Source organism: Fusobacterium sp., from assembly GCF_030528405.1.
GTDB lineage: Bacteria > Fusobacteriota > Fusobacteriia > Fusobacteriales > Fusobacteriaceae > Fusobacterium.
The window spans coordinates 2,349-17,762 of record NZ_JAUMYY010000015.1 but is presented as its reverse complement, the minus strand read 5'-3'; the positions used below and the strand labels follow the sequence as shown (position 1 = coordinate 17,762).

At 30.1% G+C, this 15,414-nt stretch carries 11 protein-coding genes; 2 read left to right on the top strand and 9 right to left on the bottom strand.

Translation table 11 applies throughout. From position 1 onward, the window contains the following. Positions 1–5: 5 nt before the first annotated feature. Both Q4A58_RS03780 and Q4A58_RS03775 read left to right on the top strand, forming a co-directional pair. On the top strand, positions 6–1,298 hold the full coding sequence (locus tag Q4A58_RS03780; protein ID WP_303116682.1) for an amidohydrolase: 1,293 nt from the start codon (positions 6–8) through the stop codon (positions 1,296–1,298). 66 nt (positions 1,299–1,364) lie between these two features. Next, positions 1,365–2,705: an APC family permease gene (locus tag Q4A58_RS03775; protein WP_303116681.1), complete on the top strand. Its 1,341-nt coding sequence runs from the start codon at positions 1,365–1,367 to the stop codon at positions 2,703–2,705. A 152-nt stretch (positions 2,706–2,857) separates the two neighbouring features. On the opposite strand, the gene Q4A58_RS03770 is transcribed toward Q4A58_RS03775, so the two are convergent. The 9 genes from Q4A58_RS03770 to Q4A58_RS03730 all read right to left on the bottom strand — a co-directional run. Then, positions 2,858–3,826, bottom strand: coding sequence for a TIM barrel protein (locus tag Q4A58_RS03770; RefSeq protein WP_303116680.1), 969 nt, complete (start codon positions 3,824–3,826; stop codon positions 2,858–2,860). A gap of 17 nt (positions 3,827–3,843) precedes the next feature. Continuing rightward, positions 3,844–5,769: a VWA domain-containing protein gene (locus Q4A58_RS03765; RefSeq protein WP_303116678.1), complete on the bottom strand. Its 1,926-nt coding sequence runs from the start codon at positions 5,767–5,769 to the stop codon at positions 3,844–3,846. 12 nt (positions 5,770–5,781) lie between these two features. Next, positions 5,782–6,813 carry an ATP-binding protein gene (locus tag Q4A58_RS03760; RefSeq protein WP_303116677.1) on the bottom strand — a complete coding sequence of 344 codons (1,032 nt, stop codon included), beginning with the start codon at positions 6,811–6,813 and terminating at the stop codon, positions 5,782–5,784. After that, on the bottom strand, positions 6,806–7,855 hold the full coding sequence (locus Q4A58_RS03755; RefSeq protein ID WP_303116676.1) for a radical SAM protein: 1,050 nt from the start codon (positions 7,853–7,855) through the stop codon (positions 6,806–6,808). The genes Q4A58_RS03760 and Q4A58_RS03755 overlap by 8 nt, the downstream gene beginning before the upstream one ends. After that, entirely contained in the window at positions 7,845–11,603 is a 3,759-nt protein-coding gene (gene cobN / locus Q4A58_RS03750) for a cobaltochelatase subunit CobN (RefSeq protein WP_303116675.1), read from the bottom strand. Before cobN ends, Q4A58_RS03755 begins: the two co-directional genes overlap by 11 nt. After that, positions 11,603–12,724, bottom strand: a complete 1,122-nt coding sequence (locus tag Q4A58_RS03745) for an adenosylcobinamide amidohydrolase (RefSeq protein WP_303116674.1) — start codon at positions 12,722–12,724, stop codon at positions 11,603–11,605. Before Q4A58_RS03745 ends, cobN begins: the two co-directional genes overlap by 1 nt. Before the next feature lie 27 nt (positions 12,725–12,751). Next, complete coding sequence (locus Q4A58_RS03740; protein ID WP_303116673.1) at positions 12,752–13,522, bottom strand: ABC transporter ATP-binding protein; 771 nt, start codon at positions 13,520–13,522, stop codon at positions 12,752–12,754. Beyond that, positions 13,519–14,547, bottom strand: a complete 1,029-nt coding sequence (locus Q4A58_RS03735) for a FecCD family ABC transporter permease (RefSeq protein WP_368501108.1) — start codon at positions 14,545–14,547, stop codon at positions 13,519–13,521. Before Q4A58_RS03735 ends, Q4A58_RS03740 begins: the two co-directional genes overlap by 4 nt. Before the next feature lie 21 nt (positions 14,548–14,568). Further along, positions 14,569–15,414: ABC transporter substrate-binding protein (locus tag Q4A58_RS03730; protein WP_303116670.1), on the bottom strand; the 846-nt coding region annotated here is incomplete at its 5' end.

Genomic DNA, 15,414 nt, shown 5'->3' with positions numbered 1-15,414 from the left:
TTTAAATGAAATTTGATATAATGCAGGAAGTATTAAATGAAGAAAAATATATGTTAGATTTGCAGAAATATTTTCACAAATACCCTGAACCTTCTAATTTTGAAGATGAAACTGTAAAAAAAATAATAAACGAGTTAGAAAATATAGGTATAGATTACATCGATGTTGAACATGGTGGTATATTAGCTTTTTTAAAAGGTAAAAACTCAGAAAAAACTGTGTTACTTAGAGCTGATATAGATGCCTTACAAATAGAAGAAGATGAGGAAAATCTATCTAATAAAAAGCAAATAATTTCTGACAGAAAAGGACTATGCCATGCCTGTGGACATGATGGACATACAGCTATGTTATTAACTGCTATAAAAATACTATATAAGTACAAAGATATGATTAACGGTAATATAATTTTTATGTTTGAACGAGGTGAAGAGGGCACTGGAAATTATGTTTATCTATACAAATATATAAGGGATAATAATATTCATATTGATTCTTCCTATGGAATACATCTATATTCTGGTTTAGAAAGTGGTAAAATTGCTATAAATACTGGCAATGTTATGTCTGGAGCTATTACACTGAATTTTATTTTAGAAGGAAGAGGAGGACATGGTTCACGACCAGATGAGGCAATCAATCCTATAGACTGCTTTGTTGCTATATACAATGGAATGTCTACCTTAAGAACTCGTAAGATTATTCCCTTTACTCCTTTTACTGATGTCATAGGTGAAGTTCATTCTGGAACTGCTGGAAATATTATACCTAATACTATTTCATTTAATGGTGGTGCTAGATTTTTTGAGATGGACGAAGCTATTAAATATAAATCTGCTATTAAAAATATGGTTGAAAATATTTCAAAAGCATATAATTGTAAAATTTTACTTGCTGATATATTAGGCCCTATGCTACCAGTAAAAAATGACCCTGAATGTGCAGAATTAGCCAGAAGAAAAATATCTGAAGTTTTGGGAAAAGAAAAAATTATCGAAATAGAGCCATGGATGGCATCTGATAGTATGGGATATCACTTAGCACTGTGGCCTGGGGTTTATTCTTTAGTTGGAATAAAAAATATAGAAAAAGGAACAGGAGCTCTTCATCATAATTCTAAATTTGAGATAGATCAGGATGTATTAAAATATGGAGCTGTTTCGAGTATAGTGTATGCACTTTCTTTTTTAGAATCGGATATAGAAACTTCAAGAAGCCCTTTTATATGGAAAGACAGTATGTTAGACTTACTTAAAATAACAGGAAGGAAAAAAAGTTGGATACAAGTTTTGGAATAAAATTTTATAGAATTTAAAGATAGCTATTTTTTCATCATATTTTATAAAAAGGACAGGTGATGAAATATGACTGATAACAAAACTACTTTAAAACAAGAACTAGGATTTTGGGATCTTATGGGTGCTGCCGTTGGTCAAATTATAGGTGCGGGAATAATGGCATTAACTGGAATTGCTATAGCTATGACAGGAAGATCTGTTCCTTTAGCTTTTATACTTTCTGCCGTTATGGTTCTAATAACAAGCTTACCAATAGCTATGTTAAATACAGTAGCTAGGTTTGAAGGTGGAATATATTCAATTATTGCCTCTATGTTTAATAAAAAATATACAGGAGTTTATACTATACTTTTTGTATTACAAAATCTTTCTTTATCTATGTACTGCTTATCTTTCGCTGACTATGCACTTCCTTTTGTTCCTATGCTTCCCAGAAAATTACTAGCTATAGGTTTATTACTAATAATCTATATTCTAAATATGTTAGGAATTGATAAGTTTTCAAAATTTCAAAATATTATTGTTTCATGTTTGGTACTAGCCTTAACTATTTTTACTGTCTATGGAATTTTAAATATGAATTTCTCAACTTACTATGAGCCTGAAACTTTTTTTACTGATGGAATTTTAGGATTTTTAACTGCTTCTGCACAATTAACTTTTGCAACAGGTGGTGCAACTTTAATAGCTAATCTATCGGCAGAAGCAAAAAACCCTACCAGAGATATACCAAAAGTAATTATCATATCTACAATATCTGTTGCAGTTTTATATGCTTTTATGGCTACGGTTGCAGCAGGAATTTTACCTCTATCGCAAGTTGCGGGAGAGCCTTTAACTCATGTAGCCAAAACTATTCTACCAAAAGTTTTATATGTTTTCTTTATAGTTGGTGGTGCTTGGACTGCCCTTATCTCAACATTAAACTCTCAACTTGCTAGTTGTACAAAGCCTTTAATTCAAGCTGCAAGAGATGGTTGGATTCCTAAAAAATTATCATATATACACCCTAGCTACCGTACTCCTATTTATTTACTATCTTTCTTTTTCATCGTTGGTCTTTTGCCTATTGTTTTCAATATAAATATAAGTACAATCTCTAGAACAGTAACTCTTACAAGTTCTTTCTCTTATGCGATGGTAATTTTAGGCTTTTATAATATGACTAAAAAATTCTCTAAGAATTGGGAAAAATCTTTTCTATTTATAAGATCTTCCTTATCTACTACATTAGTTGTGGCTGCTCTTCTTGTATATGCATTGCAAGCACTTTTAATGTGTCGTTCTCTTCCAACTCACTTTCTAATTGGAAACATAATTGTCATTATAGGTGCTTTCATTTTTGCTAATATAAGATATAAATCAAATTCTGTAAATGTCTTAGATAGCTATACTTTAAAGGAGTAGTATTTTTTTAAAAATAGAGATATAAGTTGCCTCCTTTGTAGTTAAATAAGGGCTAGCATTTTTTGAACTAACTGTTTCTTACTTATATAAGAAAGCTATAGTTCTCATAAGTGCTAGCCCCAAATAATTTTTAGTAAATTAAATTTTACTTATTAAAATTCTAAAAATTTTTTCAAAATTTTATCCTGTCTTTCTATCTTACTTTCTAATTCTTCCTCACTTTTTCCTATTAATTCGTATACTAAATATTTAATAGGAAGAGCCTTTATTATATCTATAATTCCCTCATCTTCAAACGGGTCATGATAATCTATGCGATTAATGTGTTCGTATATATTTTTCATACATTCATAAATATCTAAATCTATTTTTCTATTTTTTTCTATGGCAGTTTTTACATATTGTCCAGACAATGAATAATTAAGATGCATGCCATAGATATACTTTTTGTATTCTCCCAGATTATCTAAATTCTTCCTTATGTAGTCAACTGCCTCTTTAGAATTTTTAATTTCAATGTTATTATTTATCATATGTCCTGTATCAAGGATAAAACCTATATTTTTATAGTTTATATTTTTTAAAAGATATTCCATTTCTTCTTTATTTGTAAGTCTTAAACCAGGCCACCATAGATTTTCAAAGAGAAGTTCAAATTTATAGTCTTTGTTTTCAAAAATTTCATTTATTATCTTAACAACATTTTCCAACACTTCCAAATCAGAATATTTAAATATATAGGTTAAACTTTCAAGTATTTTTATATTACAAGCATGAAACACAATATATTCGACTTCCAATTTTTTAGCTATTTCTAGCTCATTTTTAAGATAATTCACTAGCTCCGACTTTGAATTTTCACCACCACAAAGAGCCTTAAAATATTTCTTATCCTTCAGTTCTTCATACAAGGAGCTGAAATCTTCTTTGTAAAATTCCATCCAAGATGGAAAAAATCTGATATGATAACCTTTAAAGTATCCTTTCAAATGCCCTTCATCACTATTTGTATATTTTATAAGTTCGTAACCATCAAATCCATACTTACTTGAATATTTATCCATACTTTTCTTCAATTCATCATGGGAAAAGAAATCTCCTCGATTCAATATTTTATACATCTTAATACCTTCTTTTTTTAATTAATATTATTTTTTATAAGTTGAATCAAATCATCACTTCTAATATTATCTAGTTTATAATAAGCTGCTCCCATTTTTTCACTTAAAGTCCTTGCCATTTCCAATTTAATAAATCCCTCTTCAGTATCTATAACGATACATTTCATTCCTTCTCTTTTTATTTTTTCGGCTAAGTCTAAACTTTCTTTAACAGGCTCCCTATTGTAAAGTGAGAAATTGGCTTTTCCATCGGACAAAAATATAACAACTGGCAAAGTTTTCTTGTCTTTTTTCATCTCTTTTTTTACTGTAGTATATGCTTTTTGAAGAGCTTCAGCCAAAGGTGTTCTTCCGCCTGTTGATAGCTTTTTCAATCTTTTTTGTGCCAGATCAATACTTCTTGTAAAAGGTAGAAGCTCCTCAGCCCTATCTTTTCTAAAAGATATCATCCCAACCTTATCTCTTTTTTCATAGGCCTCTTTCAGAAGTGACATAATAGCCCCTTTCACTGCCTCCATTCTTTTTTTTACTCCCATAGAACCACTTGAATCAACTACAAATAAAATAGAAATTCCTGTCCTTCTCTCTCTTTGTTTTATTCTTATATGCTCTTTTTTTATATTTATCATAAGTTCTTTATTTTTTTTCTCAAGCTGATAGGGTGCTGCAGCTCTTATACTTGCATCCAATGCAAAATCGTTTATCTTACCTTTAGCTATACTACTTTTTATATATCTTCCCTGTAGAGAACTTGATTTGGTTTTACATCTTTTTCCATTTCCCTGTCTTTCTAATCTATCCTTTGCAGCATCTAAGAAAATATTTTTTAGTTTAAAAATTTCCCCTATATCAAATTCTTCTTCTTTTAACTCATCAGTAGCCTTATTATCATCATATTGTGAATTTTCTTCTTGCTTATCTTCATTATCAAAATTTTCCACATTGTTATCTTGAGCACCATTGCCTGAATCATTTTCTTTTAAGTATTGATTTTCCTCTTTTTGATTCGATTTATTATTTCTATTTTCTTTATCCTGTTCTTGATTATTAAATTCATTATTTTCAGAATCTCTATTCTCTTTATCAGTATTTACAATTTTATTTTTAGAATTTATTCTATGTGCCAATACAAAACTGGCAGCTTCTTTTAAATCATCAATATTAAGGTAAGTTCTCTTATCAAAGGCAGCTATTGCTCTTGCTGTTTCTATTAAAATTATCTCAGCCCTATTTCCTAAACAATTCGCTTCTTCAATAAATTTAACAGCTATATTCATAATCTGCTTGCTTACTTTTATAATTTTTAACTTTTCCCTAGCTTCTAGGATTTTCTTTTTTAAAAGTTCTTCTGACTCAAAATATTTTTCTGAAAACTTTATGGGATCTTCTTCATAGTCCAATCTTTTTTTTACTATGCTTACTCTTTCCAAAACATCTTGGCTTCCTTCAACATTAACATATAGTCCAAATTTATCTAAAAGCTGAGGTTTTAAATCTCCCTCTTCAGAGTTCATTGTCCCTATTAAAATAAATTTAGAATCATGAGAAAAACTTATTCCCTCTCTTTCTATATAATTTTTTTCTCTGGATGCCACATCTAAAATAGTGCTAATTATACTTTCTCCCAAAAGATTTATCTCATCTATGTAGAGTATATTGTTATGGCATTTTTTCAAAAGTCCTTCTTGAAAAACTTTTTTCCCACTCTTTAAAGTTTTTTCAATGTCTATACTTCCTACTAAATTATCTTCAGTTATATTCAAAGGTAAATTTATAATTTTTTTATTCGTTAAAATCTTTTCTAGTCCTCTTACTAAAGTAGACTTTGCTGTTCCCTTCTCACCATTTATAAGCACTCCACCTATTTTTTCATTAATTATATTGAGTAGTAGAGCCTTCTTTAATCTGTCCTGCCCTTCTACTGCTACAAAAGGAAATACCATATCTCCTCCTCATTATATGCTTAAATTATCCACTAATTTCTCTATCTGTTTTTCATCTAAAACACTATCTTCAAAAGGAGTTTTTCTCATCCTATGAGGTAGAGCCAAGACAGCTGCCCTTAATATGTCATCTTTTATAACTTCTATTCTATTTTCAAATGCTGCAATAGTCCTAGCCGTCTTTATAAGTGCAATATCAGCTCTATGCCCATCTACATTTAAAGCAATAGAAATCTTTGCAACCAACTCATACATTTCATCACTACATTTAACATACTTTAAGACTTTTTTGCTATTTTCAATTTTTATTTTTAACTCCTCTTCATCAGCAAAATATTTTTTTATAAACTTTTCTGGTTCTGCTTCAAAGTCCAATCTTCTTTTTATAACTTCTATTCTTTTATTTGTTTCTCTTTCTGCTACTACATCCACAACAAGTCCAAATCTATCAAGCAGTTGAGGTCTTAAATCTCCCTCTTCTGGATTCATAGTTCCAACTAATATAAATTTTGCAGGATGGGAAAAAGAAATTCCTTCTCTTTCTATAGTATTAATCCCCATTGCAGCCGAATCGAGCAATACATCAACTATATGATCATCTAAGAGATTTATTTCATCTACATACAAAATATTTCTATTGCTCTGTGCCAATATTCCCTTTTCAAACTTTTTTTCGCCAGTTTTTATAGCATGTTCTATGTCAAGTGTTCCCACCACTCTATCCTCTGTTGCGCTTATCGGGAGATTTATCACTCTCATAGAAGAGCTCTGTCTTTCTATTTGCTCATCTTTAAGATATTTTTCTCTACACAGAGAACAAAAATCATCTACCTTATAAGGGTCACAATGAAATTCACATGAGTTTTCTTCCCTTTCTGCCAATAAATTTACTATTCCTCTAACTAAAGTGGACTTTGCAGTTCCTTTTTCTCCTCTTATAAGGACTCCCCCTAAGCTGGGATTTATAATATTTAAAATAAGCGCTTCTTTCATTTTTTCCTGTCCTACTATGGCAGTAAAAGGGTATAAAAAATTTTTAGCCATTAAATGCCTCCTGTTCTCTTTCCTCTTTTAAGATTTTAAAAATTGCTTTTCTTAAAATGCAATCTCTATCCTCAACATTATATTCTTTATTAAAAATCATTCGAGATGGGCAACAACCCTTACATATCATTCTATATTCACAATAATTACAACTTTCGTACTTACCTGAATTTAATTTTATTATTGATATCTTGGAATCTATATTCCCCATATAATAATCTTTATTTCCAACAAAGGAACTACATGGATAGGTATCACCATAAGGGGTTACTACCATAGCTTCTCCAATCGAAGAATAACAATAATTGTCTGAATGACAGTTTGCACATTCTCTAAATTTGACATCTTGTATTTCTCTTATAACTATCTTTTTATTAGTCAATGCACTTAAAAGTTTCACTCTTTCATTAGCTTTTTTTAAGTTCATATAGATGGTTTCATTATCAATAGCCTTTAAACTTTCATCTTCATTTTTTAAACAATTCCCAGCTATTCTCAATAAATCTAAGCCTACAGCATTTACATTTCCCAAATAATATGCCATATCAATTAAATTTTCAAGCTTATCCACATTTTTTTCACTTATAACTGCATTTAAATTTATATTTTTTTTGTAGCTGGCAAGTAATTTTATCCCTCTTAAAGTTTCTTTTGTTCCACCTCTTAAAGCTTCATTAATTTTTACATCTCCATCAAAACTAACTCCTATATTTATATCCATATTAGATAACTTTTTTGCTATCTCGTCATCTATAAGAGTTGCATTGGTCTGCAAGCCTATCTTTACATCATATTCATTCTTTTCTTTTAAATAATAATATAACTTCTCTATAAGCTGAAAATTTAAAAGAGGTTCTCCCCCAGCTAAAATCAAAGTAAATTTTTTATCTGCGTACATATCTATAACCTTTTTGGCTGTTTCAAAAGTCATAAATTTATTTGTAAAATAGGGAGCTGCATAACAATATTTACAGTTCAGATTGCAAGCATCAGCTAACCACAGAACTAAATATTTTATTTTTATTCCTCCCTCATTCTTCATAAGCTTCAACATCTCCTTCAATATTTAAATAAATATTTCTTAATATTTCCAATTTTTCCTGAGATGCCTTCCACATATTCCGTTGATTTGCCTCCAATAATCTTTCACTTATATTAAGTACTGCATGTGGATTATGCTCTGCAAGCCACTTTCTATTTTCTACATTTTCTATATAAGTCTCACTTATTCTGTCGTACATCCAATCTTCTGCAACTTCTGCTGTTGCATCCCATCCAAAAAATATATCCACTGCTCCACTGACTTCCTGAGCTCCCTTATATCCATGTCTTTTTAAACCCTCAAACCATTTTGGATTTAAAATTCTACTTCTCATTATCCTTGCTGTTTCTTCTTTGATATTTTTTATTTTTACTCTTTCTGGATCACTTGTGTTACCACTATATGATTTAGGGCTTTCTCCACTTGCATATTTAATAGCTGCAACTAAGCCTCCGTGATATACAAAGTAATCATCACTCTCCAACATATCAATTTCAACAGAGCTCTCATTTTTTACAGTCACTTCAGCTTTTTTCATTCTTTGCATAAACATATTTTCTGCCTTTGTACCATGATAATCTGAGCCATAGGCATATGAAGACCAGTTTACATAGGCTCTACCTAAGTCTTCTGCGCTATTCCATTGCTTTGAATATATTAAAACGCCGACACCAGCCCCATAAGTTCCTGGAGGACAACCAAATACTCTCATCTTAGAAAGTTTTTCCGATTCTTCCAGAGAATAACCATCTTCCAAAAGTTTTACTATATCTTCATTTATATTCTTTTTAATATAGTTATTTTCTTCTGATTCATCCAATTGTGAAACTAAATTTACAGCTTCTTCTAAGAGTCTAATTAGTATAGGAAAGGTATCTCTAAATAAACCAGTTATTCTTAAGGTTACATCTATTCTAGGTCTTTTTAACTCTTCGTAAGGTATTGCTTCAAGCCCTATAACTCTATCTCCTTCATTTAACCATATAGGTCTTACTCCCATTAAATAAAGAGCTTCAGCTATATCATCTCCATTAGTTTTCATTGTTTCACCGCTGTAGATTATCATTGCTATATTTTTAGGAAGTTCTCCCTCATCAGAAAGATATCTCTCAATCAACTCATTGGCTAATTTTTTTCCTACCTTCCATGCAGCTCTCGAAGGAATTTTATTAGGATCTATGGAATAAAAATTAGTTCCTGTCGGTAAAATATCTATATTTCCTCTAGTTGGACAGCCAGATTGACCTGGAATAATGAACTTTCCCTCAGCTCCAATTTTTGTATTTAATTTTTCTCTCTCAGTTTGATTTATTTTGGGTAAAACTATTTCTAAAATATTTTTTCTTAAAGTATTTAAATATTTCTTTTCTTTCACTCCATAATTTGCATATTCATTTTTAAATATATCTTTCTCTAAACTCTTTTCTGAACTTATAATTTCTTTAATTATATCTGTGCAAATATTTCTTATATCATCTAAAAGCATTAAATTACTCTTTCCATCTCTTACTACACAGGGATTATCAATAAGCTCATCTATATCGTAGCCCAGAGCTTTTGCTACTGCTTTGTCTGCTGCTAATATTCCACAACTATCTATTCTCAAAAGTGCCTGTATCAATGTGGCACATCTATCTCCAGCAGCTGCTTCCCCTAAAATATGTAAGCCATCTTTAATGGTAGATGATTTAAGTTCCTCTATATAGGAATGAAGTTTATTTATAAAATCCTTATAATTATTTCTTATCGTTTCTTTATCAAGATTCATATCTAAATTATAATTGTATTTAAAAACTCTCTCTAAAATATTTTCTTTTATTTCCTCTATCTTAGGATCTCTTGCATTTTCAGCTTGATAATACTGTTTAATAAGTTCATCCATCTCCTCAATATCCTCATATTCTCCAGCCAAAGTTAATGCGGGAATCATATAGGAAATAAGTGTAGCATAGCTTCTTCTTTTTGCCTGTAAACCCTCTCCTGTAACATTGATTGAATAGTCATATAAATGAGGAATATCATCAATATTAAAATCGGGACAAGAAGAATTACAAAGCCCTATCTCCTTCCCAGGTAACCACTCAAGAGTGCCATGTGTACCAACATGATAGATGACATCAGCCTTAAATTCTTCTTTTATCCATTTATAAAAGGAATAATATTGATGTGGAACAACAAAATCTGTATTGTGATAAAGCTCCTCAGCTCTTTCCATCATTCCTCTAGCTGGCTGTAAACCTATAAAAATATTTCCATTCAGTATCCCAGGTACAGGTAAAAGTTCATTATATACCATAAATTCTCCTGGGGGAGCACCCCATTGACTTATAATCTTATTCTTTATCTTTAGATCCAAATTTGTAAACCATTTTGAATATTTTTCCTTCTCTATAGTATCAATGCTTCTTTCTAAAACTTTTTCAGCACTTAGCCATTTTTGATCATTACTGACTGTTTTTATTATTCTTTGAATAATATCATCTCCATTTTCAAATTTATAAGCCGTAATTATTCCCATCTCTGAAAAAGTTTCTACCATATTATAAACTGAATTAGGTGTATCTAAGCCAAATGCACAACCTATCATATCATTTCTTGGAGGCATATTATGTAATATAATGGCAACTTTCTTATCTTTATTTTCTTTATTAGCTAACCTAGACCATCCCATTGCCATTCTTACTATTTTATTTATTCTTTCATCTATAGGTAAAAATATTGAATTTTCTCCAAACTCATCAATTACTGTTTCGTGAGTACAACAGGTAACTGAAATAATTTGTCCATCAAATTCTGGATAGTAAACATTTGAAGTCAAAGACATAGCATCTAAGCCTCTTATATCATTTTCCCAAGTTTCTCTGTCTTGATAGGTATTCATAGCTTGTATAACAGGTATATTTAAATCTTCAAAGATACTTCTATCAACCATTGCCATTCCATCACCAGGCTGGTCAAAAATACTTTGTGAATAAGCTATTAAGTTTATTATTGAACTGGGTATAACTTTTCCATTCCTTTTAAAATAGTTGTCTATAACCCATCTGGTACCTTTAGATTTTATTTCGGGATTAGGTACTGAATTTGTAAAGACTACTAAGGGCTCGCCTCCTTCTTTTCTTATCTCTTCAACAAATTTATTAATAACCTTTATTTTTTTTGTTTTCCATTCCTTACCATGCACCATTAAAGCAATTACATTTTTTCTATCCAATAACTTATCTAAATAGGATTTTTCTTCCTCCTTACTTATACAGTCTGAAATTTCATAGTCATATATACCTTCCCATCTAGGAAATTCATAATCATCTACTTCATAATCTGTTTTAACTAATGAATTTGCCGTATAAAGTATCATATTTCTATAATTTTTTTCCCCACCTAATGAATAATACTTACTCAACTTATCTTGAACAAGCAGAGAAAGACCTGATTTTGAAATAAATTCTCTATTCTCATCTTCTATTGTGGAATGTATAAAAAATGGGATTCTTTGGTTAAACTCTTCTTTTAATTTTAAAAATTTTTTGAAAGTTGATACCCCACCATGTAGCATAATACAAACTAAATTACTGCCTCCTATATCATCTTTAAGTTCTTCATACTTCTGAGAAGAATTATCTATTTCCGATATCTTATAATATTTAAAATCAAATTTATTTGGATATTCATCAAGCAAACTATGGGAAACTTTATTTATGCTATAAATATTATCAAATTTTGATGTTATAAAAACTATTTTAAACATTAGACCTCCCATTTTTCTCGAATAAATTCAATCATAATAAAAATGAATCTATCTACTAAATAATCAAAAAAATTGTCATACTTCTCTCTGCTGATTTCAAATTTCCCAGCATCAAAATTTATGTTAAGATAACTACTTACAACTTTTAAAATATTTAAACATTCTTCTTCAACAATCTTTTTTGAAAGAAGACCCCAATCAAACTGATCCATTAAATGTATATATAAAGATGTTAAAGCGACTAACTTTTCATCTCTTTCAATTTTTTTTATAAACTCAATATATTCTAATTTTTTGTTTGCTACTTCTGGCCTAAGCTCCATATAGCTAGACCAAATTTTTTCCGCACTGAAACCATATCTTCTAAATCTTCTAAAAATAGATTTCTGAGTTTCAGGATTTAAATTAGACTGTTTAGAAAGCGCATCTTTTACTGCCTTCTTCACAGCTTTTCCAATAAGTTCTCCCAGCTTTGAATGCTTGCCTGCATCATTATAGATATCTTTACTTTCTAAATTTGCATAAACTATTGTTCCATCTGTTCCTGAACCTGTTGCTATACCATGTGAATATTTGCTTCCCTCTAAAAGCTCTTGTATTGCGGCTGTTTTAGCTTCCGTTATCGTTACTAAGGCTCTAGTTAGAGTTCTAGGTGCTAAGTTTGCATCAACTGATACAATAATATTTATAGTTCCGTGTTTTATATTTTCAATTTTTTCTACTTTTCCATTATTTTCAGTATATGAAGCCTCATCTCCAACACGACCACCATTTGTTTCTATACCAGCAGTTACAAGTGCAGTAACTGATAAATTAGAAAATTTTTCAACAATTATAGACATATTCTCCATATCAGCAGCTGTTCCTAAACCACTTGTATATCTAGGATCCAATCCCATTTCCTGTGAAAGGATTTCCATATGTTCCTTATAAGTAGGTGCCTTTAATTGACAACCCATTCCTGGTGCGGTTTTAGCATCGTTATTAAAAATAGAAGTTAAATGTTCACTATAACCTCCATTTATAACCCCTGTACTTAAAACAGCTCTTTTCCCTGTAAATTTGATGATAACACTTTTATTATATCTATAAATTTTATCTCCATTATCAAGTATAGTCATAGTAAGTCCTTTCATAAATTCATACAATTATAAAATATGAAAATCCAGACAGTTCGATATCTCATTATGGTATACCTTAGTTTTTATACTAAAAGCTCTGTTTAGATTTTCCTCTGTTATAACCTCAAGAGGTCTTCCGTCCTTTAATATTTCTCCATTATGTAGAAGTATAAGTCTTGTGCAGTATTTTATTGCCATTCTTAGATTATGAACAACTGAAATGACAGTCTTGCCTATATCTTTCATCGATTCCACATATTTAAAAAGCTCTTCCTCATATAGCATATCCATACTTGAAAAAGGTTCATCCAAAAGTGTAATATCTGTTTCCTGCGTTAAAACTTTTGCAAACAAAACTCTTTGCCGTTCTCCTCCTGATATCTCCAGTATGGACTTATCCCTGAATTTCAAAGTATCTGTCAACTTCATATATTTTTCAGCAAGTTCTACATCACTTTTTCCATATTCTTCAAATCTTTCTAAATATGGATATCTTCCAAGAACCACAACATCTATGCAGGGAAAGTCAAAAGTTAAATTGGTATTTTGATTCATAAAAGATATCTTTTTTGCCAGATCTTTTTCTCTATATTTTTTTATATTCTTATTCTCTATTAAAATTTCTCCGCTATCTATACTATTAATTCTATTTAATGCCTTAAGAAGACTTGTTTTCCCACTTCCATTAGGTCCTATAACACCTATAATCTCAGATTTTTTTACTTTAAAAGAGAGATTTTTTAATATTTCTCTACTATCAATTTTATATGTAATATTGTTAACTTCTAAAATATTCATATCTCTCTTCCTCCTCTTCTAAATTTTATGATTAAATACACAAAATATGGGGCTCCTATTAATGCTGTAATAATTCCTACACTTATTTCAGCTGGACTTAATACAAGCCGAGAAATTAAATCGCTTAAATTTAAAAAGAATGCTCCTGCAAGAAAAGATGCTTTCAATAATTTCCTGTTGTCTGGTCCTATAATTCTTCTAAGCACATGCGGAATAACCAAACCTATAAAACCTATATTTCCACTTATACAAACAGACATAGCTGTTAATATAGCAACCATAACTAGTATTTTCTTCCTCATAAATGCTACATTTATCCCCAAAGATTTTGCTTCCTCATCTCCAAGCAACAAAATATTTAATTCTTTCCCATAATAAAAAAGTACTAATGATAAGATCGATATAGGAGCAAGACCTAGAAAAAAATGCTCCCATCTTCTTCCGCTTAAGCTTCCTACTGACCAAAAAACATATTCTCTTATCTGTGATTCCATCAAATTAGTTAATATTAAAGAAGAGATTGCACTTACAAAACTGCTAATTGCAATACCAGACAAAATTAAAAGTAAATTATCTGTCCTTCCTCTCATAACAGATATCCTATAGACTAAACTTGAAACTAAAAGAGAGAAAAATATTGAGAAAATTGGCATAGCAAATATATATTGTGTACTTAATCCAGTTGCTATAGCCAGTACGGCGCCTAGACTTGCCCCACTTGATATACCTATTATGCTTGAATCGGCTATAGGGTTTTTAAGTATACTCTGCATGGTACAACCTGAAACAGCTAAGGCGCCTCCGACTAATATAGAAACAAAAATTCTGGGTAGTCTCACATAAAAAATAATAGGTATAAAACCTTTCTTAGCTATTTCAAAATCACTGAGCCCTGTTTTATTAAGTATTATTTTAAATATTTCTAAAATAGGAACCTTCACTGCACCATAAAAAAGTGAGAAAGTAATGGTAACTAATAATAGAAGAAATATTACTAAGTTAAAATTTATTCTTTCCTTTTTCAAAGCTTTCACCTCAAATATTTTTTATTTCAAATTGTAAACTTTTTCAGCTAAAATTTCTATTCCATCTATCATATATTGTGAAGTCGGTGTCGTAACTCTATAGGGTACTACAATTACTTTCTTAGATTTAATTGCTTTTAAATCCTTAAAACTTGTATCATTTTTTACAAAATCTGCAAACTTAGGTGAGCTATCTGAAGACCATACAGGTATAACAATTATATCTGGATCAATTTCTATTATTTTTTCTTTAGAAATTTTTTCCGAACCCTTTATTCCAATTTCTGCTGCTGCATTTACACAATATATAACTTCAACTAAATCATTAAAACTTGTGTCAAAACCAGCTGTAGTTTCATAAGAAGTATAAAGTAAAATTCTAGGTTTTTTTCCACTATATGATTTTTTTATTTTCTCTTGAAGTCTTTCCAGGCGCACTTCCATATCCTCTACTATTTTCTTGCCCCTATTTTCTACCATAAATATTCTTGCCAATTCTTGTATCAGCTTCTTTTGTTCGATGAAAGTCTTAGGAGTTTTATATATGTATAAATTATCTGTTACATCCTCTATCTGAGATAAGACATCCCTTTTCATCCAATCAGCTGCTATTACAAAGTCAGGTTCCAGTTCAATTAAAGTTTCTATATTGCTCTCAACTCTGGGAAATTTTTTTGAACTTTCTACAACATAAGAAAAATCTTTATCTTGATTTATCTTTCCAGACAAACCAACTATTCTACTATCATCTACCAAACTTAACAGCATTTCATCTCCACTCAATGTTAAAGAAACTATTCTTTTATAAAAATTACTTTCTATATTCTTTGAAAAAACTTTCAAAGGAATTAAAAATAGAAATAAAAA

Bases quoted from the DNA above. Each gene is read 5' to 3' on its own strand.
- Q4A58_RS03770 (WP_303116680.1), bottom strand. From the start codon at position 3,826: ATGTATAAAATATTGAATCGAGGAGATTTCTTTTCCCATGATGAATTG.
- Q4A58_RS03765 (WP_303116678.1), bottom strand. From the start codon at position 5,769: ATGGTATTTCCTTTTGTAGCAGTAGAAGGGCAGGACAGATTAAAGAAG.
- Q4A58_RS03745 (WP_303116674.1), bottom strand. From the start codon at position 12,724: ATGACTATACTTGATAATGGAGATAAAATTTATAGATATAATAAAAGT.
- Q4A58_RS03740 (WP_303116673.1), bottom strand. From the start codon at position 13,522: ATGAATATTTTAGAAGTTAACAATATTACATATAAAATTGATAGTAGA.
- cobN (WP_303116675.1), bottom strand. From the start codon at position 11,603: ATGTTTAAAATAGTTTTTATAACATCAAAATTTGATAATATTTATAGC.
- Q4A58_RS03780 (WP_303116682.1), top strand. From the start codon at position 6: ATGAAATTTGATATAATGCAGGAAGTATTAAATGAAGAAAAATATATG.
- Q4A58_RS03755 (WP_303116676.1), bottom strand. From the start codon at position 7,855: ATGAAGAATGAGGGAGGAATAAAAATAAAATATTTAGTTCTGTGGTTA.
- Q4A58_RS03760 (WP_303116677.1), bottom strand. From the start codon at position 6,813: ATGGCTAAAAATTTTTTATACCCTTTTACTGCCATAGTAGGACAGGAA.
- Q4A58_RS03775 (WP_303116681.1), top strand. From the start codon at position 1,365: ATGACTGATAACAAAACTACTTTAAAACAAGAACTAGGATTTTGGGAT.